At 63.4% G+C, this 24,127-nt stretch carries 24 protein-coding genes; 8 read left to right on the top strand and 16 right to left on the bottom strand.

Annotation, left to right across the window (positions count from 1 at the left end; translation table 11 throughout):
* From FJ930_RS15000 to FJ930_RS14990, 3 genes are all read left to right on the top strand, one after another.
* Entirely contained in the window at window positions 1-303 is a 303-nt protein-coding gene (locus FJ930_RS15000) for an accessory factor UbiK family protein (protein WP_141838647.1), read from the top strand.
* A 323-nt stretch (window positions 304-626) separates the two neighbouring features.
* The gene (locus FJ930_RS14995; RefSeq protein WP_013893499.1) at window positions 627-1,127 is read left to right on the top strand and encodes a YbjN domain-containing protein; all 501 of its coding nucleotides are present in this window, start codon (window positions 627-629) and stop codon (window positions 1,125-1,127) included.
* A gap of 19 nt (window positions 1,128-1,146) precedes the next feature.
* A complete protein-coding gene (locus FJ930_RS14990) occupies window positions 1,147-1,506 on the top strand; it encodes a tRNA-binding protein (protein ID WP_141838645.1) in 360 nt (119 codons plus the stop codon).
* A 158-nt stretch (window positions 1,507-1,664) separates the two neighbouring features.
* Here the strand turns inward: FJ930_RS14990 and FJ930_RS14985 are convergent, their stop codons facing one another.
* The 5 genes from FJ930_RS14985 to FJ930_RS14970 form a co-directional block, all read right to left on the bottom strand.
* Window positions 1,665-2,687, bottom strand: a complete 1,023-nt coding sequence (locus FJ930_RS14985; RefSeq protein ID WP_141838643.1) for a glycosyltransferase family 1 protein — start codon at window positions 2,685-2,687, stop codon at window positions 1,665-1,667.
* Entirely contained in the window at window positions 2,675-2,839 is a 165-nt protein-coding gene (locus tag FJ930_RS30110) for a hypothetical protein (RefSeq protein ID WP_181176472.1), read from the bottom strand. The genes FJ930_RS14985 and FJ930_RS30110 overlap by 13 nt, the downstream gene beginning before the upstream one ends.
* Window positions 2,840-2,997: 158 nt before the next feature.
* The gene (locus FJ930_RS14980) at window positions 2,998-4,413 is read right to left on the bottom strand and encodes an ATP-binding protein (protein WP_140745438.1); all 1,416 of its coding nucleotides are present in this window, start codon (window positions 4,411-4,413) and stop codon (window positions 2,998-3,000) included.
* A 46-nt stretch (window positions 4,414-4,459) separates the two neighbouring features.
* Entirely contained in the window at window positions 4,460-5,179 is a 720-nt protein-coding gene (locus FJ930_RS14975; protein WP_140745437.1) for a response regulator transcription factor, read from the bottom strand.
* Complete coding sequence (locus tag FJ930_RS14970; RefSeq protein ID WP_181173109.1) at window positions 5,166-5,699, bottom strand: MarR family transcriptional regulator; 534 nt, start codon at window positions 5,697-5,699, stop codon at window positions 5,166-5,168. Before FJ930_RS14970 ends, FJ930_RS14975 begins: the two co-directional genes overlap by 14 nt.
* Window positions 5,700-5,960: 261 nt before the next feature.
* On the opposite strand from FJ930_RS14970, the gene FJ930_RS14965 reads away from it, so the two are divergent.
* From FJ930_RS14965 to FJ930_RS14955, 3 genes are all read left to right on the top strand, one after another.
* On the top strand, window positions 5,961-6,854 hold the full coding sequence (locus FJ930_RS14965) for a branched-chain amino acid aminotransferase (protein WP_141838641.1): 894 nt from the start codon (window positions 5,961-5,963) through the stop codon (window positions 6,852-6,854).
* 145 nt (window positions 6,855-6,999) lie between these two features.
* Window positions 7,000-7,317: a hypothetical protein gene (locus FJ930_RS14960; RefSeq protein ID WP_140745436.1), complete on the top strand. Its 318-nt coding sequence runs from the start codon at window positions 7,000-7,002 to the stop codon at window positions 7,315-7,317.
* A gap of 139 nt (window positions 7,318-7,456) precedes the next feature.
* Entirely contained in the window at window positions 7,457-8,095 is a 639-nt protein-coding gene (locus tag FJ930_RS14955) for an MBL fold metallo-hydrolase (RefSeq protein WP_141838639.1), read from the top strand.
* A 393-nt stretch (window positions 8,096-8,488) separates the two neighbouring features.
* Here FJ930_RS14955 and FJ930_RS14950 read toward each other — a convergent pair whose 3' ends face one another.
* The 3 genes from FJ930_RS14950 to FJ930_RS14940 all read right to left on the bottom strand — a co-directional run bounded on the left by FJ930_RS14950 (window position 8,489) and on the right by FJ930_RS14940 (window position 9,857).
* A complete protein-coding gene (locus tag FJ930_RS14950) occupies window positions 8,489-8,920 on the bottom strand; it encodes a BA14K family protein (protein ID WP_140745433.1) in 432 nt (143 codons plus the stop codon).
* A 186-nt stretch (window positions 8,921-9,106) separates the two neighbouring features.
* Entirely contained in the window at window positions 9,107-9,319 is a 213-nt protein-coding gene (locus FJ930_RS14945) for a cold-shock protein (protein ID WP_006202521.1), read from the bottom strand.
* Between the two features lie 325 nt (window positions 9,320-9,644).
* Window positions 9,645-9,857, bottom strand: coding sequence for a cold-shock protein (locus FJ930_RS14940; RefSeq protein WP_006202520.1), 213 nt, complete (start codon window positions 9,855-9,857; stop codon window positions 9,645-9,647).
* 489 nt (window positions 9,858-10,346) lie between these two features.
* Here FJ930_RS14940 and FJ930_RS14935 point away from each other — a divergent pair, with 489 nt between their 5' ends.
* Together FJ930_RS14935 and FJ930_RS14930 are read left to right on the top strand one after the other, a co-directional pair.
* On the top strand, window positions 10,347-10,751 hold the full coding sequence (locus FJ930_RS14935) for a Kazal-type serine protease inhibitor domain-containing protein (protein ID WP_141838636.1): 405 nt from the start codon (window positions 10,347-10,349) through the stop codon (window positions 10,749-10,751).
* Window positions 10,752-11,012: 261 nt separating this feature from the next.
* The gene (locus FJ930_RS14930) at window positions 11,013-12,647 is read left to right on the top strand and encodes a tetratricopeptide repeat-containing sulfotransferase family protein (RefSeq protein WP_141838634.1); all 1,635 of its coding nucleotides are present in this window, start codon (window positions 11,013-11,015) and stop codon (window positions 12,645-12,647) included.
* Window positions 12,648-12,891: 244 nt separating this feature from the next.
* Here FJ930_RS14930 and FJ930_RS14925 read toward each other — a convergent pair whose 3' ends face one another.
* The 8 genes from FJ930_RS14925 to FJ930_RS14885 form a co-directional block, all read right to left on the bottom strand.
* Complete coding sequence (locus FJ930_RS14925) at window positions 12,892-13,245, bottom strand: DUF1428 domain-containing protein (RefSeq protein ID WP_140745430.1); 354 nt, start codon at window positions 13,243-13,245, stop codon at window positions 12,892-12,894.
* A gap of 100 nt (window positions 13,246-13,345) precedes the next feature.
* Window positions 13,346-13,768, bottom strand: a complete 423-nt coding sequence (locus FJ930_RS14920; protein ID WP_140612990.1) for a glyoxalase/bleomycin resistance/extradiol dioxygenase family protein — start codon at window positions 13,766-13,768, stop codon at window positions 13,346-13,348.
* Between the two features lie 149 nt (window positions 13,769-13,917).
* Window positions 13,918-14,100 (bottom strand): hypothetical protein, encoded by a 183-nt coding sequence (locus tag FJ930_RS14915; protein WP_141838632.1) that lies wholly within the window; start codon window positions 14,098-14,100, stop codon window positions 13,918-13,920.
* Between the two features lie 143 nt (window positions 14,101-14,243).
* Window positions 14,244-15,770 carry an ABC-F family ATP-binding cassette domain-containing protein gene (locus tag FJ930_RS14910; protein ID WP_141838630.1) on the bottom strand — a complete coding sequence of 509 codons (1,527 nt, stop codon included), beginning with the start codon at window positions 15,768-15,770 and terminating at the stop codon, window positions 14,244-14,246.
* Between the two features lie 253 nt (window positions 15,771-16,023).
* The gene (locus FJ930_RS14905; protein WP_141838628.1) at window positions 16,024-16,941 is read right to left on the bottom strand and encodes a DMT family transporter; all 918 of its coding nucleotides are present in this window, start codon (window positions 16,939-16,941) and stop codon (window positions 16,024-16,026) included.
* Between the two features lie 382 nt (window positions 16,942-17,323).
* Window positions 17,324-20,530: an excinuclease ABC subunit UvrB gene (uvrB, locus tag FJ930_RS14895; RefSeq protein ID WP_141838626.1), complete on the bottom strand. Its 3,207-nt coding sequence runs from the start codon at window positions 20,528-20,530 to the stop codon at window positions 17,324-17,326.
* Between the two features lie 125 nt (window positions 20,531-20,655).
* Window positions 20,656-22,302, bottom strand: coding sequence for a DUF2778 domain-containing protein (locus tag FJ930_RS14890; protein WP_141838624.1), 1,647 nt, complete (start codon window positions 22,300-22,302; stop codon window positions 20,656-20,658).
* A 509-nt stretch (window positions 22,303-22,811) separates the two neighbouring features.
* Complete coding sequence (locus FJ930_RS14885; protein ID WP_141838622.1) at window positions 22,812-24,068, bottom strand: hypothetical protein; 1,257 nt, start codon at window positions 24,066-24,068, stop codon at window positions 22,812-22,814.
* Window positions 24,069-24,127 lie beyond the last annotated feature (59 nt).

Below are 24,127 nucleotides of genomic sequence, written 5' to 3'. Positions count from 1 at the left end.
ATGTCGACCGGACCGAACCGCATTCTCGACGAATTCGCCAAGCTCATGACCGATGCAGCCGGTGCCGCCCAGGGCGTGCGGCGCGAGGTGGAAACCGCCTTCAAGGGGCAGGCGGAGCGTATCCTCAATTCGATGGACGTGGTGCAGCGCGAGGAATTCGAGGCCGCGCGCGAGATGGCAGCCAAGGCTCGGGACGAGAATACCCGCCTTGTCGCCCGCATCGAAGCGCTCGAAGCCAGGCTCGCCGAACTGGCCGGTGATGCCGCGCCAGCGGCGGCGGCAAAGCCACGTGCAAAAAAATAATCATTAAACTTTTCCACATAGTCCAATTCTGAAAAGCGCTTTGCCGTGAATCGCTTAACGGCATTGCATGAATCTTTGTGACAGCGCCTTTCCACATGCGAATGACGCAGTGCGAAAAATTGGGCTGTTCACGCGACTCCCGATCAATAGACTGAATTTGTTGCATGATTCGGAGCAGGGTCATGCGGCCGGGCGGTGGGGTCCGGTCCGGGGTCTTTGCGTCGAGAAGTCCTGGCCGTCCGAGTTCTAGATCAGATTGTTCGTTGTGTGTGCCCTCCCGCGGAGCGTGTGGCGGCGCTCCTTAGAACGACAGGAAGCATTCCATGGAACTTCTCGAACTCGAATTCTCCCGCGAAATCCATCCGGTGGATGTTATCGAGCAGGTGGCCCACAACAATGACTGGTCCTTCGAACGGGCCGGCGATGACGAAATCTCGATCTCGGTTGCCGGCAGCTGGACCGACTACCATGTCTCCTTCTCCTGGATGGAGGATTTCGAGGCGCTGCATCTGGCCTGCGCCTTCGACATCAAGGTGCCGGAGACCCGCGCCTTGGAAGTGATGCGGCTGTTGTCGCTGATCAACGAGCAAATGCTGTTCGGCCATTTCGACCTCTGGGAGCAGGAAGGCGCGATCATGTTCCGCCAGTCGCTGCTGCTGGCGGGCGGAGTCGAGCCGTCGAGCCAGCAGGTCGAGGTGCTTCTGTCCTCGGCGCTGGAAGCCTGCGAATGCTATTTCCAGGCTTTTCAGTTCGTCGTCTGGTCGGGAACCTCGGCCAAGGACGCGCTGGCCGGTGTGCTGTTCGAGACCTACGGCAACGCCTGAGCATCGGTAAGACAGAGTCATGAGTTCGAGCAGCGAGCGCAAGCCCGAGATCAGTTTCGCCGATTTCGATCGTGTCGACATCCGCGCCGGCACAATCATCGAGGCCGAACCGTTTCCCGAGGCGCGCAAGCCGGCATTCAAGCTGAAGATCGATTTCGGGCCCGACATCGGCATCAAGAAATCGTCGGCGCAGATCACCAAATACTATGCGCCGGAAACGCTGGTCGGACGGCAGGTGTTCGCGGTGATCAATTTCCCGCCGCGCCAGATCGGGCCGTTCATGTCGGAAGTGCTGACGCTGGGCTTTCCTGACGAGGAGGGTGCTGTCGTGCTCGGCGCCATCGAGCGCAGGGTGCCGGACGGCGGGCGGCTGTTCTAGAATGCGTTGATATTCAGGTGATGCCGGCCTGCGAACGGCGGTCCCCTGCGCTTCCGGTGCTCACGTACTGAAAAGTACGCTCCGCTCCGGTTCTCGGAGCCCACCATTCTCGGCTCGGCCTGACCTGAATCTCAACACATCCTGGGCCGGCACAACTCTCAGGCCGCCAGTTTGCGCGGCGTCCCCAGAGCTTCCCCGACCGTGTCGAGGAACATCTCCGCGCAGGCTTTCCAACTGTAACGCATGGCGCGTTCGCGGGCCTGGGCGCGGTCGACCTTGAGGGCGGCGAGCGATGCTTCGCGCAAATCGTTGGAAACCGCGCCGCCAATGCCGTCGCCGACGATGTCGATCGGGCCGGTGACCGGATAGGCGGCGACGGGCGTGCCGCTGGCCAGCGCCTCGATGATGACATTGCCGAATGTGTCGGTGCGGCTGGGGAAGACGAAGACGTCGGCCGAGGCGTAGATCTCGGCCAGCTCGTCGTTAGGACGATGGCCCAGGAAATGCGCCTGCGGATATTTCGCCTTGAGCTTTGCAAGCTCCGGACCTTCGCCGACGACCACCTTGCTGCCGGGCAGGTCGAGGTCGAGGAAGGCCGAGAGGTTCTTTTCGATGGCGACGCGGCCGACGCAGAGGAAGACCGGGCCGGGGAAGCCGAGGTCCTTCCGTTTGTCCGGACGGAAATGGTCGGTGTCGACGCCGCGCGTCCACGGCCTCAGCTTGTTGAAACCGCGTGCCGAAAGGTCGTCGGCGAGCGACTGGGTTGCGACCAGCGTGCCTTGGCCGGAATTGTGGAAGTCGCGCAGCCAGCGATAGGCCCAGCTTTCCGGTACTGGCAGGCGGGCGCTCAGATATTCGGGAAAGCGCGTGTGGTAGCTGGTGGTGAATGGCCGGCCGGCATTGCGGCAATAGCGCCGCGCCATGATGCCGAGCGGCCCTTCGGTGACGATGTGGATGTGATCGGTCTTGTAGCCATCGATCAGCCGCGCCACGTGGCCGGGCGTGGTCAGCGCCAGCCTTATATCGGGATAGGTCGGCAAGGGCAGCGTGCGAAAGATGTTGGGCGTCAGGAAATCCACCCCGACGTCAAAGGATTTCAGGGTTTCGGTGAGCCGTTCCAGCGTGTGGACGACGCCATTGACCTGTGGGCGCCAGGCGTCGGTTACCATCAATATGCGCATGGCGGCCCTTTGCTGGAAAGGTCGACGGTTGCCTTGAAACGATGCCGGAACGGCGACCAGCCGGCTGCAGCAGCTTCGCTCCAGCGCACCCGGGCGGGCACGGGGTCGAAGTGGGCCGGCAAGGACGAATCGAGTATGATCGCACGTTTCATGCGCGCTCTTCACCACGATTTCATGACGGGCGGATGAAGCCTGATGCTTGACGTGCCTAAAGCAGCTCACCGTTCACGGAAACGGCGAACTCATCTAACTTTTGTCTTTGACGCAATTCCGGACGGAAAACCGTTTCACACTTTTCCTGGAATTGCTCTTAGGCCGGAACCTTGATCACCGCGCGCAGGCCGCCAAGCGGACTGACGTCAAGGGTGATGTCGCCGCCATGGCTGCGGGCGATGTCACGGGCGATCGACAGGCCGAGGCCGGTGCCGCTGGCATCGAGGTTGCGTGCCTCGTCGAGCCGCACGAAGGGCTTGAACACGTCCTCGCGCCTGTCGGCCGGAATGCCGGGACCATCATCGTCGATGGTGACCACAAGCGAGCCACGGCCATGATTGGCGCTGACCTCCACCGTCTTGGCATAGCGGAAGGCGTTGCCGATGACATTGGACAATAGCCGGGCGAAGGCCTTGGGGCGCACATGCACGGTCGGGTCGCCGGAAAGCGTCGTCGACAGCTTGCATTTGCGCAGGCTCGCTTCTTCGCTGAGCTTCTGGAAGTAGGCTTCGAGATCAAAGCGCCCGGGATCCTCCGAGGCCTCGCCGCGGGCGAAGGAGAGATAGCCTTCGAGCATCGACTGCATGTCGTCGATGTCCTGGTTCAGCGCCGCCTTGGTCTCGGCCTTGCCGCCGGCCAGCGCCAGCTGCAGCTTGAAGCGGGTGAGGATGGTCCTGAGATCGTGGCTGACGCCGGTGAGCATCGCGGTGCGCTGCTCGATCTGGCGCTCGATGCGCTCGCGCATCTGGATGAAGGCAAAGCCGGCGCGGCGCACCTCCTCGGCGCCGCGCGGGCGAAAATCGCGCGGCATCGGCCGGCCCTTGCCGAAGCTTTCGGCGGCCTCGGCGAGCGTCAGGATCGGCCGGATCTGGTTGCGCAGGAAGGGGATGGCGATCATCAACAGCACCAGCGAGGTGCCGACCATCCAGATCAGGAAGATATGGGTATTGGAGGCATAGGCCTGACTGCGGCGCACGAAGACGCGCAGCACCTTGTTCTCGAGCTGGACGCGCACCTCGACGATGTTGGAATTGCCCACCGTGTCGATCCAGAACGGTCGATTGATCTGGCGGGTGATCTCGGCGGAAAGAACGTCATCGAGGATCGAGAAGAACGGTTTTGGGCCGGGCGGCGGCAACGGATCGGGCGGCAGGAGGTCGACCTTCAGCTGCATGCGGTCCTGCGCGATGCGGATGATGTTGGCGTAGTCGGCGTCGTGCGGATAGGTCTCGATCATGTCGATGATGGCGGCGATGTCGCGTACGGTGGCCTGCGACAGGCGCTGCGTCACGGTTGCCCAATGGCGCTCCATGAAGACGAAGGCGACCACCGATTGCAAAAGGATCATCGGCGCGATGACGATGATCAGCGAGCGCGCATAAAGGCGCTTGGGCATATAGAGCGAGACGAGGCGCCAGAACCGGTTCCAGATGCGCGGCACCGCCTTGAGCGTTCGCGTGGCGCGTGCGCTCAAGCCGTCATTTCCCGGCTGTTCCAGTCCCGTGGTCGCCATTGGCCCGTTTCATCCGTCGGCGGCCATTCGGGCCGCGGCCGGTATTCTATTCCACGCTGAGCCGATACCCAATACCGCGCACGGTCTGCAGCCAGACCGGATTGGACGGATCACGCTCGATCTTGCGGCGCAGCCGGTTGATCTGAACGTCGATGGTGCGCTCGCCGACCTCCGAATCGTCGCCGACGAGTTCGTGGCGCGGGATGGTTTCGCCGGCACGCGCGGCAAAGATCGCCAGGATCTCCTGCTCGCGGTCGGTCAGCTTCAGCGCCTCGCCGCCGCGCTTCAGTTCGCGCCTGGCGATCTGGAAGGTGTAGGGGCCGAAGACCAGCTGTTCGACCTTTGGCGTCGCCGTCGGGCCGCCGCGGCGCAGGATGTTGTTGATGCGCAGGATCAGCTCGCGCGGATCGAAGGGTTTTGGCAGATAATCGTCGGCGCCGGCCTCGAGCCCCGAGATGCGGCTGTCGGTTTCCGACAACGCCGTCAGCATCAGGATCGGCACGTTCTTTTCGGCACGCAGCGCCTTGGTCAGATCGACGCCGCTCTCGCCCGGCATCATGACATCGAGCACAAGCAGGTCGAAGTCGAGGCCGGCGAGCTTGCGGCGGGCCTCACCGGCATTGCCGGCGACGGTGACGCGAAAACCGTTTTCGGTCAGATATTGCTTGAGAAGATTGCGGATGCGGGTGTCGTCGTCGACCACGAGCAAATGCGGCGCGTCGTCATCCGGTGCGGTCGCCTGGTCGACCCTCTCAGTGCTCTCCATGGCTTTTTCCTGACATTTTTGCGGATCCAACGTCGATCTGAGCTCTCAGTTCCGGATTGACCATCGCTTCGAGGAAGCGTTCCACCAAGGCCCGTTCGGTGGCGCCGGAATCTTCCAATGCAGCACGGATACGGCGCGACTGTGGCCGCGCCAGCGCCAGTGCCAGCGCACGGCCCTTGGCCGTCGGATAGAGCTCACGCTGGCGGCGGTCGCGCGGACCTTGCAACTGCACGACATGGTCGGTGTCGATCAGTTGCTTGAGCACGCGCGCCAGGCTCTGCTTGGTGATCTTCAGCACGTCGAGCAGTTCGGCGACCGTCAGGCCTGGCCGCCGGTTGACGAAATGCAGTACACGGTGATGAGCGCGGCCGAAGCCATAATCGGCCAGGATCTGATCGGGATCGGAAGTGAAGTCGCGATAGGCGAAGAAGAACAGCTCGATGATGGCGAAGTCGATGCCGTCCTCGACTGACATTGCGGTCCTGATCGGTTTCCCGGCTGCGTGGCTTCGATCCGTCATCATTTCTCCATGGGAACAGGAGATTATGTCAGTACTATTGACGTAATTTCCCTGCAATGATAATTTTTGACAAGCTTTTGGGCGGATTGCGAACAAAAAGGCAAGACGGGCGGGTTTTTCCGGAATTTCCTGAGTTTGCCAGAGCGCGATTATCCGCTTACGCTTCGAGACACCGGCTGGCGTCTCCAATCTCACGGCGCGGCCAAAAAGAACACGCAACGACGCTGAAGATATGCGGGCCGGCGCCCGCGGGAGGTTACCATGGCATCCGTTCCCTTCGATCAACTGGACGGCTTCATCTGGATGAACGGCGAGTTCGTTCCATGGGGCGACGCCAAGATTCATGTGCTGACCCATGGCCTGCATTACGCCAGCGCGGTGTTTGAAGGCGAACGCGCCTATGGCGGCGTGATCTTCAAGCTCAACGAGCATACCGAGCGTCTGCATGAATCGGCGCGCCTGCTCGGCTTCAAGATCCCCTATTCGGTGGCCGAGCTCAATGATGCTTCGACCAAACTTTTGAAGAAGCAGGGTTTCCAGGACGCCTATGTCCGGCCGATCGCCTGGCGCGGCAGCGAGCAGATGGGTGTTTCGGCGCAGAACAACCGCATCAATGTTGCCATCGCCATCTGGCAGTGGCCGAGCTATTTCGATCCGGCGCAGAAGCTGAAGGGCATTCGGCTCGACGTGGCGGAATGGCGCCGGCCCGACCCGCGCACCGCGCCGTCCAAGTCGAAGGCCGCTGGCCTCTACATGATCTGCACCATGTCCAAGCACGCCGCCGAGGCCAAGGGATATGCCGACGCCATGATGCTCGACTGGCGCGGCCAGGTCGCCGAAGCGACCGGCGCCAACATCTTCTTCGTCAAGGACGGCAAGGTCCATACGCCGAAGCCCGACTGTTTCCTCGACGGCATCACCCGCCGCACGGTCATTGGCCTGGCCAGGGATCGCGGCCTGGAGGTCATCGAACGCGTCATCATGCCGGAGGAACTCGAAGGCTTCGAGCAATGCTTCCTGACGGGAACCGCGGCGGAAGTCACGCCGGTTTCTGAGATCGGCCCCTACCGATTCGAGGTCGGCGAGATCGCCAAGAACCTGATGAACGACTATTCTGTGGCCGTTCAGCCCAAGCATGCGATCGCCGCAGAATAACGAAAGTCACAGCTTTTCGCGCAAGTAGGGGCGGTTTTCGAACCGCCCCTTTTATTTCAGCGTTTGTGCATTTGACTTTCATCCAATTCGGCGTCTCATGATGGCGTCGGCCCGGGAGGCTGGCAGCTATGGAGGGACTGGCAATATGGACATGAACACGCTTCTTCCGATCATCATTCAGATCATTACAGGCATCATCGGTGGCCAGGCGGTCGGCGCGGCGATCAAGACGGCGGCGATGGGACAGCTTCCCAAAATCCTGGCCGGAGCCGTTGGCGGCGTCGGCGGCGCGGCGATCCTCGGCAGCCTGCTCGGCGGCGGCACGATCACTCCGGAAGCGGCCGCGGCGGCGACGAGCGGTCTCGGCAGCGCGCTCAACCTGAAGAACATCGTCGGCGGCGCCGGCGGCGGGGCGATCCTGACCGCCATCGTCGGCGCGGTCATGGGCGCCATGAAGAAGTAGGCGATTTCTGTCTAAGATTTTCGAATGGGCGGCTTCGGCCGCCCATTCCGTTTTAAGACGACTGACTGTTCGTCTTTCGAGGGGTGGACGCCTTTCACCGGCGCCTCTACATCACCGCTTGGACATCGAAAGGACGATCATGGGTCAGCTCAATGCCGGCATCGTACCGGTCACACCGTTCCAGCAGAACTGCACCATCCTGTTCGACATGGACGACAAGCACGGCGTCGTCGTCGATCCAGGCGGCGACATCGACAAGGTGCTGGGCGTGTTGAAGGACAATGCGATCACGGCCGGGGCCATCTGGATCACGCATGGCCACATCGATCACGCCGGCGGTGCGATGGAGCTCAAGGCGGCGCTGGGCATCGAGATTGTCGGCCCGCACGAGGCCGACAAACCCTTGCTCGACAATCTGGAAAACCAGGGCAGGCGCTACGGCATCGCCGGTTCGCGCAATTGCGTGCCCGACCGGTTCCTGACCGAGGGGGAAACCGTGTCGTTCGGCTCGCATCATTTCGAGGTGCTGCATTGCCCCGGCCACGCGCCGGGCCACGTCGTCTATTACAACCGGGCGGCCAAATTCGCCCATGTCGGCGACGTGCTGTTTCGCGGCTCGGTCGGCCGCACCGACCTGCCGGGTGGCGACCATGCGGCGCTGATCGCTTCGATAAAGGACAAGCTTCTGCCGCTCGGCGACGATATCGGCTTCATCTGCGGCCATGGGCCGGGCGGCCGCTTCGGCGAGGAGCGGCGGACCAATCCGTTTTTGGTCTAATTCAATAGGGATTCAGACGATCCCGAACCAACTTAACCAAGCCGTTTCCGAAAGCTGGCGCTGCCCCTCATTGTCCTGCCGGACGTTCGTCGTTCGAAAAGCCAAGCAATTGGCTTTTTCGTCCGCTGTGCGGACCACTTCTCAACTCCCCGTATAGGACGGGGAGAAAGACAGCCCGCACCGAGGATTTCGCCAATCTCCAGCTTCGCAGTACCAGCGCCAGCATTGCGGTCAGTTCTCTTCTCCTCGTCCCTCTACGGGGAGAAGGTGCCGGCAGGCGGATGAGGGGCGGCGCTGACTTTTGCAAACGCAGATTGCCGCCTCAAAACCCTAGAATCCAAACAAAAAACGCCGGCCTTGCGGTCAGCGCTTTTTGTTTGGGGCAGGGGAACCTCAGTTGGCCGTGCAGAAATGCTGTTCGCCGTCATTGCCGGTGAAGGTGCCGGTGCGGGAATTGAAGGTGCGGTAACGGTCCGAGCAATACTCGTACCAGCCCCGCGTCCACGGCTCGGCATACCGGTCGGCATACACCACCCGAGGCTCCGCGTAGTAGCGGCGGACAGGGGCCGGGCGCACGCTCACGTCACGATCATAGTAGTAACCGTCATCGTAATAGTCAGACGGCGGGGGTTGCTGGTTGGCCAATGCACCGCCGATCAGCGCACCGGCGGCGAGGCCGAGGACGCCGGCTGCGACGGCGTCGCCATGGCCGTGACCGTGATGATGCCAACGATGCCAGTCATCGGCGTTGGCCGCGGGCAGGGCCACAAGCATCGTGGCGGCCACGGCGGCGGACAGCACGGCTGTCTTGAAAATTCGGTTCATGTCGATCTCCTTCGTGCCGGCCCGTATGATTTTTCGGGGATGCGGTCCGGCTTTACGAAAGATTAATATGAGACCGTGGCTGAACGGGGGCTGAACGGATTAATGTGCCGCGCCGCCACAAGCGTCAAAAAACGCACGCTCCAGAAAGCGGACCTGGCCTGCCGGAGCGTTCGGCCTGAAGCCGGCTCAGCCGATCGACAGGTTGACGGCCTTCGGACCCTTGCCGCGTTTATCCGGCTCGGTGTCGAATGTCACTTTCTGCCCATCTTCGAGACCGGGAAGACCCGACGCCTGCACGGCCGAAATATGGACGAAGACATCCTTCGCGCCATCGTCCGGCGTGATGAAGCCGAAGCCTTTGGCATGGTTGAAGAATTTGACGGTGCCGGTCTGCGGCATGGGAAGCTCCTTTGATCCCATAAACTCCAGTCTCGGGCCGGCAAATGCCCGAGAGGAAATTTGTCCTTTATTTTAGCGTCATCGGCAAGAGAAAGTTTTGCGGGGACTTAAAGCGCGTTGCGCTTTAAGTCCTTGTTATGACGCATGTCGTTGACCCAAAACCGGAACCATTTTGGGGCGACATGCTTTTATGCTGTTCCGCGCGGATATGAAAAAGGCGCGACAAAAAACGCCGCGCCTTCAAAAATCTGTCTGCGTGCCCAGAGGCTGGGCAAGCTCCGACCCTCATTCGCCCGCCATCAAGAGCGGGTGGCGTCCCGATGGTTCAGGCCGCGCGGAGATTGACCGCCTTCGGGCCCTTGCCCATGCGGTCCGGCTCGACGTCGAAGGTAACCTTCTGGCCGTCGACGAGCGTGCGCAGGCCCGATGCCTCGATCGCGGAAATGTGGACGAACACGTCCTTGGCGCCGCCGTCGGGCGTGATGAAACCGAAGCCTTTGGTCGCATTGAAGAATTTAACGGTGCCGGTCTGGGCCATTGGGGAAACTCCTTCACCCGTTCAGTCTTTGGTGGTCCTGCCCGCCACCTGGCGTCGAGGGCAGTTCCCGGTGGTTGCTTCGGCAGTCATGCATTGGCGCATGGTCAAAACCCCCCGCCGAAAAACGGGGCCGTCAGAGATTCACAGTATCGGGGAAAGGTCGTCCAAAACGTTCCGCTCTCCGGGTCGCAAATGCCCGAACACGGAATTTATCGCATGGAAACGTGAAGGTTGCAAGATAGCGCCGCGGGCCGCCATTATGAGCGCATCCCGACGCAAGAATCGACCGATTTGAGCGGCGATCGGCCGCAAATAGGCTTCGTTGCCTGGCGGGTCATCGGCCCACAGCCGCAGTCACGCATGGGCCAGGGACGTCTTCGATCCTAACTGGCGCCCGCCACGCCCCATACCCTTTTCCCGTGTGGCGAGCGCGACGGGGTTGCATTTGACAAGGGAATGGCCAGGATCGGGACCGAGGGAGAGATCAGCATGAAGTTTCTGGCGTCAATCTTTTCGCGGCAGGGGTTCGCCGTCCTGCTTCTGTCGGCGCTTCTGGCCGCCTGCACCGTCGTCGTCGATGATGGGCCGGGGCCACGTCCGCGTCCGTCGCGCCCCGAACCGCAATTCTGCACCAAGCAATATGAGCCTGTCTGCGCCCGGCGCGGCGGCGACCGCCAGACCTTCGCCAATGCCTGCCTTGCCGACCGCGCCGGCTACCGCATCGTGCGCGACGGCCCCTGTCGCGACGGCGGTGGAGGTGGCGAAGAGCAGACCTTCTGTACCCGTGAATACGCGCCCGTCTGCGCCCGTCGGCATGGCGAGATGCGCACCTTCCCCAACGCTTGCGAGGCCCGCGCGTCGGACTACCGCATCGTTGGCGATGGGCCGTGCTGAGGGACTGTTGCCCTCTTCCTTCCAGCAGGGAAGAAGGCAAGCGCTGCTTGCGAGCGAGCCGATTTGCCGGCAACGCAATGGCCGAGGCAGACAAGCAAAGCCTTGAACCTTTGGCGCCAATGGCCTAGATCGCGGCAGGCGCACAAACACGGCAGGTTTCCCATTAACAGAGATCAGAGAAGAGCGGCGGGTGCGGGAGCCAGGCCTGGCGCGGCCAAGTCTGGCGCGGGAGGCCAGCCGCCGCTGGGCCTCGACCAGTATGTGCAGCAGGCGCTGCAACTGCACCAGGCCGGGCGCCGGCAAGAGGCTGAGTCAATCTACCGGCAGGTGCTGGCGCATCAGCCCAAACACGCGGCGGCCGCGCATTTCCTGGGATTGCTGCTGCATCAGACCGGGCGTAGCGAAGAGGGGCTGGAACTCCTCGAACAGTCGGTGAGCCTGCAGCCGACGAATCCCGATTTCCTAAACAATTTCGGCACGGTGATGCGCGACCTCGGCCGCGTCGCGGCGGCGATCGATTTCTTCCGAGGCGCGGTGGACCTGCGGCCGGAACAGCTGGCGGCGCGCGACAACCTCGGTTCGTCGCTGAAGCAGCTCGGCCAGTTCGAGGAGGCCGAAGAGATCTACCGCGGCACGGTCACGCGCAATCCATTTCATGTACGCGCCCGCATCGGGCTTGCCGAAACCCTGCAGGAAGCCGGGCGGCTGGACGAGGCGCTGTCTGCCTTCCGCGAAGCGCTGGCGATACGCCCGAAGGATGCCGACCTGTTGCATGGGCTCGGCGTCGGGCTGATGGAAAAGGGCCAGCTCGACGAGGCGGCGGATCTGTTCCGGCAAGCAGTGGAGGTCCAGCCCGCCATGGCCCGTGCCTGGCTGATGCTGACGCAGGTCAAGCGGCAGAAGGAGCGCGACGCCGAATTGGCCGGCATGGAGGCCCAGCATGCCAAGGCGCCGCAGGACAGCCTGGCCCGCATGCAGCTGTCCTTCGGCCTCGGCAAGGCCAACGACGATCTGAAGGACTATAGCAGGGCCTTCGACTATTTCGCCGAAGGCAATGCCATCCGCCGCAAGGGCATCGACTACGATCCCTTGAAGACACGCGCCGAGTTCGAGGCGATGAAGACGGTGTTCGATGCCGGCTTCTTCGAAAGGCACAGGCCGAGCGCGATCGCCGATGACGCGCCGATCTTCGTCGTCGGCATGCCGCGCTCGGGCACGACGCTGGTCGAACAGATCATCGCCAGCCATCCGCGGGTCTATGGCGCGGGTGAGCTCAGCATCCTGAAGAAGGCGGTGGGCAAGCAGTTTCCGTCGAACATGCCGGGTGGTTTCCCCTGGGGCGTATCCGACGCGGATGATGCGGATTTCGCCGAGGCGGGGCAGGCCTATCTCGACATGCTGCATGCCCACTATCCGCATATGCGCCACGTCACCGACAAGATGCCGGGCAACTTCCTGCTCGTCGGCTTCATCCACATGATGATGCCAAAGGCCAGGATCATCCACTGTGCCCGCGATGCGGCGGCAACCTGCCTCTCGATCTATAAAGTGCATTTCCGCGGCGACAGCCATCGCTATGGCTATGACTTGGCCGAACTCGCCGATTTCCACAATCTCTACACAGACATCATGGCGCATTGGCACAAGGTGCTGCCCGGTGTCGTGCATGATGTGCGCTACGAGGATTTCGTCGCCGACCAGGAAGGGCAGAGCCGTGCGCTCATCGACTATCTCGGGCTGCCCTGGGACGATGCCGTGCTGTCGTTCCACGAGACCGACCGGCCGGTGCGCACGGCTTCCGCCGCGCAAGTGCGCCAGCCGATGTATCAAGGCTCTGTCGACCTGTGGAAGCGCTATGGCGACAGGCTGAAACCGTTGCTCGACAGGCTGGATTAGCGCCCCCCTTATGGATTAGCCGAAGCCCACCCAGCTTCGTCATCCACGGGCGGAGCAGCCGCGAAGCGGCGTCGCGAAGACCCGAGGATCCATGCCGAGACGTCGATCGAAGGATGCAACGGCGCAGAATTCTGCACCGTTTTCAACGCTTTAACGTCACGGCATGGATCCTATGGTCTGCGCCGCGTCGCTGCGCTCCTTGCTCCGCCATAGGATGACGAAGCGATAGCGTTGCGCCAGTTTCTCAAAGCTCCATGAAGGGCTGGAAGCCGCCGAAGATCATGCGCTTGCCGTCGAACGGCATTGTTTCCATGTTCGGCTGCAGGCGCGGGTCGGCCATCACCTTGGCCACGACCGCGTCGCGGTTCTGCCTGGATTCATAGAGCACCCAGGCGAAGACGACGATCTCGTCCTCCTTGGCCTGCACGGCGCGCGGAAAGGAGGTGATCTCGCCATAAGGCACGTCATCGCCGACGCATTCGACATAGGCGAGCGCCCCGTGCTCCTTCCAGACGGTGCCGGCGAGATTGGCCAGTTTCTTGTAGTCGTCGAGCTTTGCCTTGGGCACGGCCAGCACGAAACCATCGACATACGACATTGTGGGCTCCTTTGTTGAAGTCGGGCGCCGGGCCGGCAGGATGCAACCCGGCGCAGGTGAGCGCATCACGCCCTTGGGGAAAGGGCGCCGGCTCGCCAGTTTACTTGACCGGTGCGTTCATCGCCCAGGCAACGCCGAAGGGATCCTTCACCTGGCCCCAGCGATCGCCCCAGAACATGACCTGCAGCGGCGTCACGACCTCACAGCCGGCGTCGACGGCACGCTTCCACCAGGCATCGATATCGTCGCTGCCGAGATGAAGCTGCAGCGTGTAGCCTTGCGCCGCTTGATGTGGATGGCCGTGTTCGGGATAGGCATCGCCGAGCATCAGCGTCGAGCCGTTGATGTGGAGATGGATGTGCATGGTGCGGCCCTTCTCGTCCGCCGGATAGGAAAAGACCTGCTCGGCGCCGAAAGCCTTCTTGTAGAATTCCGCGGCCTTGAAGGCGCCGTCCACCTGGAGATAGGGCGTCAATCCGCCGAGCACTTCCGCCCTGGGCTGAACTGGGGTCTGGTCAGTCATGTCTTGCTCCTCTTTGCGTTCGTTTGGCCTCGCCAATCATAGGACGGATGAGGTGACGGCAATCCTACATGGCCGTTAAATTTTTCTCGCAGACCGAGCCTTGAGAGGCGGGCCGCCAGCGGGCTTGACGCATGATTGACTGGCCGTGGTCATATGACCTTGGCAGAGAAGGTGGCCGCGCGACGGCTGTTCTTGGCGTCGAAGAGTTCCGGAAAGCCGACGTCCTTGCGCAATTCGGCCGGGAGCGCAAGCAGGATGCGCTCGCTGCGGTAGCGGGCGCGCGCCGCAGCGTATTGGGTTGCGATGCGACCGATGGATGAAAGGACCGACATGGTAAGTTCTCCCTGGTTGGCGCCGGCATCATCGTGTCGGCCTTCCAAGGACGTGGCATCGGGCGGCGATCCGACAGATCGGGCAGAATTTTCTGTACGGGTGTGCGCCGGCCCGTTGTTTTCGACGGGCCGGCTCGTTTTTCTCAGGCCGCGGCCTGTGCCACCTGGCGGAAGAAATCCTCGGGGTCCTCGACCTCGGTCAGCCGCCGCTTCTCGATCAGCCAGAAGCGGTTACCGATGGCGCGGATGAAGGAGCGGTCGTGGGAGGCGAGCACGCAGCTTGCCTGGTGCTTCAGCAATTCCTCTTCCAACGCTTCCTGGCCGTCTATGTCGAGATGATTGGTCGGCTCGTCGAGCAGATAGAAATTGGGATTGTCGAGCCTGAGCGCCAGCATCACCAGCCGCGCCTTCTGGCCGCCGGACAGCACGCCGATCTTGCGCTCCTGCATGTCGATGCTAACGCCGGCGCCGGCGAGCAGCGACCGCGTGCGCTGCTCCCCGACATCATGGCGGCGCGAGAGCATCATCAGCGGCGTGTCGTCGCCGCTGATGCCTGATAGGGCCTGATCGCTGTAGCCGAGCACCGTTGACGGCGTCACCTTCACGTTCTCGGCGGTTTCCGGCTCGAGGATGGCGTTGCGGATCAGGGTGACGAAACGCGACTTGCCGACGCCGTTGCGGCCGAGCAGCACGATGCGGTCGCCCTGGCAGATATGGCGTTTGCCGGTCCTGAACAGCAGCGTGCCGTCGGGCGTCTCGACCGCCGCGTCGTCGAGCGTGATCAGCACCTTGGCGTGCGTGCCGCGATTGGCCAGCCTTATGGTACCGGCCGAGCGCTCGCGATGCGCCGCGACAGCCGCGTCCTCCAGCTTTTCCGCGCGCTCCTTGAGCTGCTTGGTCTTGATGGTCAGCAGGTCGCTGCCGGAATTGATGCCGATGTTGTTGAGCTTGGCGGCCTGCTTGCGCAGCTGCTGCGCCACCTTCATGTCACGCTGGAATTTGCGTTCCGTCGAGGCGTCGACTTCGTCCAGCGCATTCCTGGCCCGCGAATAGGGGAGAGAAAACACCGGCGACTGTTCCGGGCGCAGGAACAGCGTCCGGTTGGTGGTCGCGTCGAGGAAGGCCCGGTCGTGGCTGGCGATCACCACAGGCACCTCACGCGGCAGCGCGTTGAGCCAGGTTTCCAACTGGCTGATGCGTGCGAGGTCGAGGTGATTGGTAGGCTCGTCGAGCAGCAGCACATCCGGGTCAGTAACCCAGACGCGGGCGATCAGCGCCAGCCTTTGCCAGCCGCCGCTCAGGGCCTGCATGGGTCGCCCGCGCATGTCCTCGGGTACGTCGAACGAGTCAAGAACGACGTCGACACGCCACATCTCGCTGTCGGCCTGCCCGGACGGCAAGGCGTCGGCCACCACCTGCTGGAAGGTGCGGCCAAACAGGGCAGGGGGAACCGACTGTTCGACATGGCCGACGCGCAGGCCGCGCGTGCGGGTGATGTCGCCTGATGTCGGTTCCATCTCGCTAGTCAGGCATTTCAGCAGGGTGGACTTGCCGCGGCCGTTCGCGGCGACGATGCCAAGCCTGTCGCCGCTGCCGATGGTGAGGTCGAGGTTGGAGAAGAGCGGCGCGCTCATGGTGACGCCGAGGGATTTGAGGCTGATGAGGGCCATTGCGATTTCTCTGGTCTGTCCGGAGGCAAACTCCGGTTCGATGCACTTTGACGGTGCGTGTGCCGGCCGTCAGGTCAGGCATTGCGCACCACGAAGGGCAGACCAAAAAAATCGAATCGGGAAAAACCCGGATCGTCCCGGTCAGCCCTGCAAGCAAGCTCGCAGGGCGGAAATCGGGCCACGCTGACGATGGTGACGATAGAACGTAAACACGTGAGCCCTCCTTTCAAAGACGTTTGAGTGTCGGGATTGGCTACACCAAAGGCGGGGCGGATGGCAAGACCTCCGCCTGTGGCACCACCTTGGCACTGCGCGGGAATGGGTCCAGCACCAGCACGCAGCCGCCGATGATGGCCACGGCGCCAAAGGCCTGGATGACGGTCAGCGCCTCGCCAAGCATGACGGTGCCGACCAGCACCGCGATCGTGGTCACGACGAATTCGACGCTGATCGCCCTGGTCGCGCCGATGCTGGCCACCAGCCGGAAATAGACGACGTAGGTCGTCGCGCTCATCACGCAGGCGAGGATAGCGAGGTAGAGGAAGTCGACCGCGCGCGGCATCGCCGGCACCGGCACGGCGAGGAGCAGCGGCAGCGTCGTCAGGCCGCCGAACAGGAAGGCGGCACTGGTGACTTCCCACGAGCCTGCAGAGCGCAGATGCCGGTTGGCGTAATTGCTGCCGAAGGCGGCCGAGAACGAACTGAACAGGGAGGCAGCGCAACCAAAGGCAAATGGCGCCGTGATCGGGACGGCGGGGAAGCCGACCAGAACGATGATGCCGGCGGCCCCGAGCAACAGTCCCGCCAGTCCGCGAAGCGTGATGCGCTCAAGCCCCCACAGCTGGGCAATGATCATCGAAAACAATGGAATCGCAGCGACCAGGATTGCCGCCATCGCCGTACCGATGCGCGGCGTGGCGTAGGACAGGCCGATCAGTTGAGCCGCCACCGTCGTCGCGCCGATCACGGCGAAGGGTCGCCAGCCGGCGCTGAAATCGAGCTTGCGCCTCGTCGCGGCGGCAAGCAGAAAAAGCGTGATGCCGGCGACCAGCGAACGCAAGGTGACCGCGCCGACCCAGCCAAAGGCATGCACCACATTGAGCAGCACCAGGAACGAAAGTCCCCAGGTGATGGCCAGGAAGACGTAGGCGGCGATGTCTCTGGGTTTCATGGGCGGTGGGGAAGGTTGTTGCGGATTGCTGCGGCCTATCGTTTCCGCCGGAAGGTGGCAAGCGCGAGCTCATGGGCCAGCCGACGGGACGACGAGCCGGGCTGCCGGCGTTTGCCCCTCATCGCCCTGCCGGGCGTTCGTCGTTCGAAAAGCCAAGCAATTGGCTTTTCGTCAGATGCGCGGACCACTTCTCAACTCCCCGTATAGTGGCGGGGAGAAGGACGCTGCCAACTTATATTTCGTCAATCGCCAGCGTTGCAGGACGGGCGGCGAGGTCGCGGCCAGCCGACTTCTCCCCGTTTACGGCGAGAAGGTGCCGGCAGGCGGATGAGGGGTAGCGCGACGCTCGTTTTCAGAAGCCACGCGCCTGAACTCCCTCTCGCTATCGTCCCGGCCGACCTGTCTTGCCTGGCCGGCGCTTTTCGCGGCGGGCATCGCCCGGATCCTCATAGGAACCAATGCCGGCACGTTCGCGCTTGGCCGGCTTCTCGCCCTCGATCGGCGTCTCGGTCCGCCGAACCGTCATCTCGTCCAGGGAATTCTTCTTGAACAGCGGCTTGGTGGTGTCGCCGGGAATGCCGAAGTCGGAGCCGTGTGCTTCCTCCGCCGACTGCTTCTTGAACAGCGAGCGCGAGACAGCGCCCGCCAGCGTCGGCATGTCGGTGCCAGGCCCCATGTCGTCGATCGACGGCTTGGCGAATAGCGGCTTCTTCACCGGCACCGCGCCGTCGGCGCCCATCTCGTCGAGCGCGGGCTTGCGGAAGAGGTTGGGCCGGGCAGCCTTGGCCGCCTCTTCGGCTGCACGTGCTTCGTCGAGCTTGCGGAAACGCTCCTGTTCCTCAGCCGTACGATGTTTGGCCACGCCTTTGTTGTGCTTGCCCTTTTCGCGGCCCGAGGCGGGACTTTGGCCTTCCACCTCGCGTGCCAGCGGATCGTCGGAGATCGACAGTTCCATCTCGCGCAGCCGCTTGATCTCGTCGCGAATGCGGGCCGCCTTCTCGAAGTCGAGATTGGCGGCGGCGTCGCGCATCTGCTTGTCCAGCGCGTCGAGATGGGCCTTGAAATTGTTGCCCATCATGGCGCCGGCACTGTCGGTGAACTGCGAGATGTCGGCGCGGACGTGATCCTTTTCGTAGACCGAGTCCAGGATGTCCGAGATCCGCGACTTCACCGATTCCGGCGTGATGCCGTTGGCGGCGTTCCACTCCATCTGCTTTTCACGGCGGCGGTTGGTCTCGGCCATCGCCCGTTCCATCGAGCCGGTGACCTGGTCGGCGTAGAGGATGACCTTGCCGTCGACATTGCGGGCGGCGCGGCCGATGGTCTGGATCAGCGAGGTCTCCGAGCGCAGAAAACCTTCCTTGTCGGCGTCGAGAATGGCGACGAAGCCGCATTCGGGAATGTCGAGGCCCTCGCGCAGAAGGTTGATGCCGACCAGCACGTCGAAGGCGCCGAGGCGCAGGTCGCGCAGGATCTCGATGCGCTCCAGCGTGTCGATGTCGGAGTGCATGTAGCGCACGCGCACACCTTGCTCGTGCAGATATTCAGTCAGGTCCTCGGCCATGCGCTTGGTCAGCACCGTCACCAGCGTGCGGTAGCCGGCCTTGGTGGTCTCACGGATCTCACCGACGACATCGTCGACCTGGCTCTTGGCCGGACGCACCTCGACCGGCGGATCGATCAGCCCGGTCGGGCGGATGACCTGTTCGGCGAAGACGCCGCCGGCCTGCTCCATTTCCCAGCCGCCGGGCGTCGCCGACACGGCGACGGAGAGCGGGCGCATGGCGTCCCATTCCTCGAAACGCAGCGGCCGGTTGTCCATGCAGGACGGCAGGCGGAAGCCATATTCGGCTAGCGTCGCCTTGCGGCGGAAGTCGCCGCGATACATGCCGCCGATCTGCGGCACGGTGACGTGGCTTTCGTCGATGAAGACCAGCGCATTGTCTGGAATGTACTCGAACAAGGTCGGCGGCGGATCGCCTGGCTGGCGGCCGGTCAGATAGCGCGAATAGTTTTCGATGCCGGCGCAGGAGCCGGTGGCTTCCAGCATCTCCAGGTCGAAGCGCGTGCGCTGTTCCAGCCGCTGCGCCTCCAGCAGGCGGCCGGCGCGTTCGAGTTCGACCAGCCGCAGCTTGAGCTCTTCCTTGATCGACTTGATCGCCTGGTTCAGCGTCGGGCGCGGCGTCACATAGTGCGAGTTGGCGTAGATTTTGACGCTTTTCAGCTCGCCGGTCTTCTGGCCGGTCAGCGGATCGAACTCGGTGATTGCCTCGATCTCGTCGCCGAACATCGAGATGCGCCAGGCGCGGTCCTCAAGGTGGGCGGGGAAGATCTCGATCGTGTCGCCGCGCACGCGGAACGAGCCGCGCACGAAATTGATGTCCTGCCGCTTGTATTGCTGGGCGACGAGATCGGCGAGCAGGGCGCGCTGGTCGAGCCGGTCGCCGATCTGCATCTGGAAGGTCATCGCCGTATAGGTCTCGACCGAGCCGATACCGTAGATGCAGGACACCGAGGCGACGATGATGACGTCGTCGCGCTCGAGCAGCGAACGCGTCGCCGAGTGGCGCATGCGGTCGATCTGCTCGTTGATCGAGGATTCCTTCTCTATGAAGGTGTCGGTGCGCGGGACGTAGGCTTCCGGCTGGTAATAGTCGTAGTAGGAGACGAAATACTCGACCGCATTGTCGGGGAAGAACTTCTTGAACTCGGAATAGAGCTGTGCGGCCAGCGTCTTGTTGGGCGCCAGGATCAGGGCAGGGCGCTGCGTCTCCTCGATCACCTTGGCCATGGTGAAGGTCTTGCCGGAGCCGGTGACGCCGAGCAGCACCTGCGTACGATCATTGTTGTCAACGCCTTCGACCAGGTCCTTGATGGCCGTCGGCTGGTCGCCGGCCGGTTCGAAGTCCGACACCATTTTAATGGCGATGCCGCCTTCCGATTTTTCCGGGCGGGCAGGGCGATGCGGCGTCCACAGCACGCCGTCCTTGTGCAGCGGATTACCAGATTCGATCAGCGCCGACAGCGCGGCCACCGTGGCGGTGACGCCACTGGAGGTCATCGTCTCGGCCTCTTCCAGCGAGATATCGAGGCCGGCTACCGGATTGAGGCCGACTGCCGCGCGTTCACGGGCGGTGGCCGCGCCACCCATCGAGGTGCCGCGTGCGGTTCGGCCCGGCGCGGCGGAGCGCTCGGGAATCTTCTTCGACTTGGCGCTATCCCTCCCCCTCGAGGGGAGGGTGGCGGCGGAGCCGCCGGGTGGGGTCGGTTCGACCGGGTTCGGCGTCTCTTTATGTCGAGCGCTTCCTCCGGCGACCCCCTCTGTCGCCTTCGGCGACATCTCCCCCTCAAGGGGGGAGATCAGGTGGCGCCCTTCGCGCTCGGCCTCCCGCTCGATCTGCTCGGCCCAATCGGAGATCGAACCGGTCAGCGGCGTGCCGGACAGTTCGGGTTGCGGCATCTCGGCGAAGCCGCCCTTGTGCAGTGGCTCCGAAGCGTCGAGGAAATCGGTCAGCGGGCTGCGCCGCTTCGGCGCGGCGCGGTCGTCATTCGCCGTCGGCGGCGTTCTTTTGTCGGGGGATTTGGCCATGTCCCGAATATGGGATTTCCTGGCGAAAATGGAAAGAGCGGGATGCAGCGAGGCGCTGCGCCTGCTCCGGCTCCTGACAGCAGGCTGTCAGGAGGAGGCAACTCCCTGGCGGCGCCTTTCAGTCTTCAGGCACCGCGTGCGTTGTCCGACGCCACCTGGGTCGGCGATCCGCTTAAGCGCGGCACTACGACGAGTCGTGTGACCTTGCCCTTCTTGAAGGCGGCGAGGAAGCGCGCATAGTCCCTGAAGACGACGCAGCCGTTGGACTCGGCGCGGCCGCCGCGCAGCATGTAGGTGTGGGCGAGCAGGCCGTTACGGTTGTATTTGTTGCCGCCGCCCACTGGTGTCAGGCGGAGGGCCTCGACGCCATGGAAGCGGGATTCGCGCAGCGACAGATTATAGGTATTGGGCGGCGTCGGACCACGATCCTTCACGTGAACATAGCGCGGCTGGTCGACCATGGCGCCGAGGCCTGAATGCGCCTCGAGCCGCTGGCCATCCGGCATGTAGACGGTCTTGGCCGAGATGTCATAGACGGCTACGCCGTGGCCGGCTCCGCTTCCGGCGCTCGGCCCGCTGAACAGGTTCCTGAACGCCTGGCCAAGGCCGCCCGAAGGTGTGTCGGGCTTGGCATAGGCCAACGCGTCGCCGCCGTCACCAGCCCGCCCTTGCCGGGCCGGCTGCCTGGCCTGCTGGACCGGTTTGGCCTGCAGGAGCGGCTTTTGCTCTACGATCCTGGGCTGTGGGGCCGGCTTCTGCTCCACGATCCTGGGCTGTGGAGCCGGCTTATCCTGCTCCACGGCCTTGGGCTGCGGCGCGTCGTATTGCGGGCGACGGGTCGGAAGCGGCACGTCGTCGGTGAGCGCGTCCGGCAGCGAAGCGGCATCGCCGGGCTGTTCCTGCTGGGTCTCGACAGGCGCAACCGCGACGTCGGCAGAGGATTCGGTCATCGGCAGCGGCGAGGCGAAGGCCTCGTCCTCGACCGGCATCGACTGGACGAGGGCAAGCGCCAGCTGCGCGTTATCAGGTGTATCCGACCGGGCGAAACCCATCGGCGCCGGCGCGGTCTGGACGACAACGGAACCCGTATCGACACGGGCGAAGCGCTCCGCCGCCGGTGCCGGCATGTCATCCGACAGGCTGGCCACCTGGACGGACGGCACCAGCGATGCCTCGGTGATTTGCGGCGTGGCGCTGGAAATCACGGGACGGGCGTTGGGGGCGGCAGCCGGCTTCCCGGCGCCGGCGAAGGCCGCAGCGAGCCTGGACGGCGACAGCGACGCTTCCATGCGTTCGAAACGCTCCTGCGACTTCGACTTGACGGTCGGCGGGGCGACAGCAGGAACCGGCTTTGCCTGCGCCACGAGGCGCGTGGATTTCTCCGCCCGGGGGCCCACCGCGGCGAGCTTGAAGCAGCCGGCGCCGCATTGCACGGCATGGTCATGCAGGGCCTGCGCGCCGCCATGGGCGTTGGCCAGCACGAAGGCCGAAGAACTGAGGAAATGTTGTTTCAGCGGATCGGCGAGGGCGAGCGTGCGCGACATGGACAGCGTCTGCGGCAGGCCGCTCGATGCCGAGGACAGCGAGGCGCCGATTGAGCTGAGGCCCGCCATCGTGCCGACCAGCCACAGGCCTACGGCAGCACCGACGCCGGGCACCGCCACCCAGCGGACGATCCGTTCAGGGTTGAAGGATGAGGCACGTGGCGCGTCGCCGGCGGTCTCACCGTCCCAACGCTTGTCCCCGACGATTTTCTTACTCAAGAACGCCATGCAACCAATCTTGCTCCAACCGGCTCCCACGTCCGCGGCTGTGATAGCCGCGACGACCATTCTGTGAGTGATCCCAGGTGGTCCCCGACGCGTTTGCCGCGCCTGTCGTTAGTTGCCGATTGCTTCAAAATATGGACAAAGTTGGTTAACCAATCCCTCTCAAAACCAACAGAGAGACGTGGACTTTGTGCCGAAAAAGGCTCGTCCACGATCATGCACGCGGTATTGCAGCCCTTCCAAGGGTGTTTTGCTGCCTGTTTTTGCCGGCCAAGTCAAGCAAAACAGGCTTTGCTAATGTTTGTGGAAAGGCGGTTCGGCTGTGCCTGCGGCAATCGGGCACGCCATCCGCCGTCCGCCTGCTCGCTGAAAACGCCTCGGCACCCCCGCAAAACTGTTGCCATGTTGCCACGATTTTCGGGCCGGCAGGCTCAAGGCTTCTGCCTTCCTTGTGCTGCGTGCCCGCAGGTGCGGCGGGGCAATGGCGCGCCAACTGCGCAGGAAGCCAAGCCTCAGTTGAACCAGAGGGCGAAGGTCAAAAAGCCGCCGCCGCCGAACTCGCGCTGGATCTGATCGAAATCCTCGCTGGTCAGGATCTTGCCGCTTTCGAGGTAGGGCGCGATGCCGGGGCCGGTGATCGACAAAACGAGGTCGAAAGGCTTGGGCTCGTCGAAGAAGCGCTTCATGTTGATGCCCTTGCCGGTGATGCGGAAATGCGGCAGCAGCACACGCCCTTCGAGCAGATCCTCGGCCATGGTCAAGGTGGCGAGCCAGGCCTGCACCTGTTCCTCGCCGACTTCGAGACCGGTGAGCGGGTTCTCACCCTTCTGCTGCGGGCCGGGCAGCCATTCGCGGTCATTGTCCGTCTCGGCGCGGATCGCCTTCCAGTCCTCGCGCGACAGCCGGATCATTTCGAGCAGTTCGCGGCGCGCCGCCTTGCGGCGCTCCGGCTCGACCACTGGCCAGTTGATGAGATGCACCATCGAAATGAAATCGGCGATGCGCCATTCCGAGGAGAAGATGTTGCTGCCCACGTCGCGTGGCGGCGGCACGAGAATATCCTGCAACGGCAGTTTGGCGCGTGGGAACAGCATGTGGAAGGAGCCGTCGAACATGCTCCTGAAATCATGCGCCAGCCAGAAATCGGCCTGCGCCATCAGGAACTCGGCATAGCCTTGCAGCCAGTAACCGTCGGCACGATCGAAGCGGAAGGTGAGCGCGGGCGCGGCGTCGCTCTGCGAGATGCTGCCGCGCGACAGCGCGGCCATGATGGCCGCCATGCTTTCGTCGGGCGCGATCGTGCCGTCCTCATTGAGGTCGATGCCGACATGGGTGAGGTCGATGACCATGCCGATATCGGCATCGGCCGGCACCGAACCAAGCGTGGTGGCGGATTTTTCCAGCCGATCGCGGAAGGCGACCAGGATGGCGCGGAACTGCTCATAGGTGAGCGGCTCGGGGTTGGGATTTTCTGGTACTGGCAATTGCATCAGCGGCAGCATGAAGGATCGCGGGCTCTCGAAGCCATGGCGGTGCAGGCCGCTGGCCAGCAACTCCAGCGCGGTGAAGAACTCGCCGGCGCCGGCGGCATAGGCCGATGCGGGATCCTTCGGCGCGGCCGCCTCCAGCATCGACAGGGCGCTGTCGCGCGCGGCCACGGTCTTGGCCTGGAAAAGCGCGGTTGCCGCTTCGGGCATGGCGGCGCCGGCGGAAGACAGGGGCACAAGGACAATGAAGGCGGATGCCAGCAGGCTCGCTATTCGTATCATATTGCCCTCCCACACGTTTCGTCCGGCGCGACCATACACAAATTTGCGATGCCGCGCCT

The sequence above is a fragment of the Mesorhizobium sp. B2-4-15 genome (assembly GCF_006658505.1).
GTDB lineage: Bacteria > Pseudomonadota > Alphaproteobacteria > Rhizobiales > Rhizobiaceae > Mesorhizobium.
The sequence above is the reverse complement of the archived record's forward strand: the minus strand, read 5'-3'. Positions and strand labels throughout refer to the sequence as shown.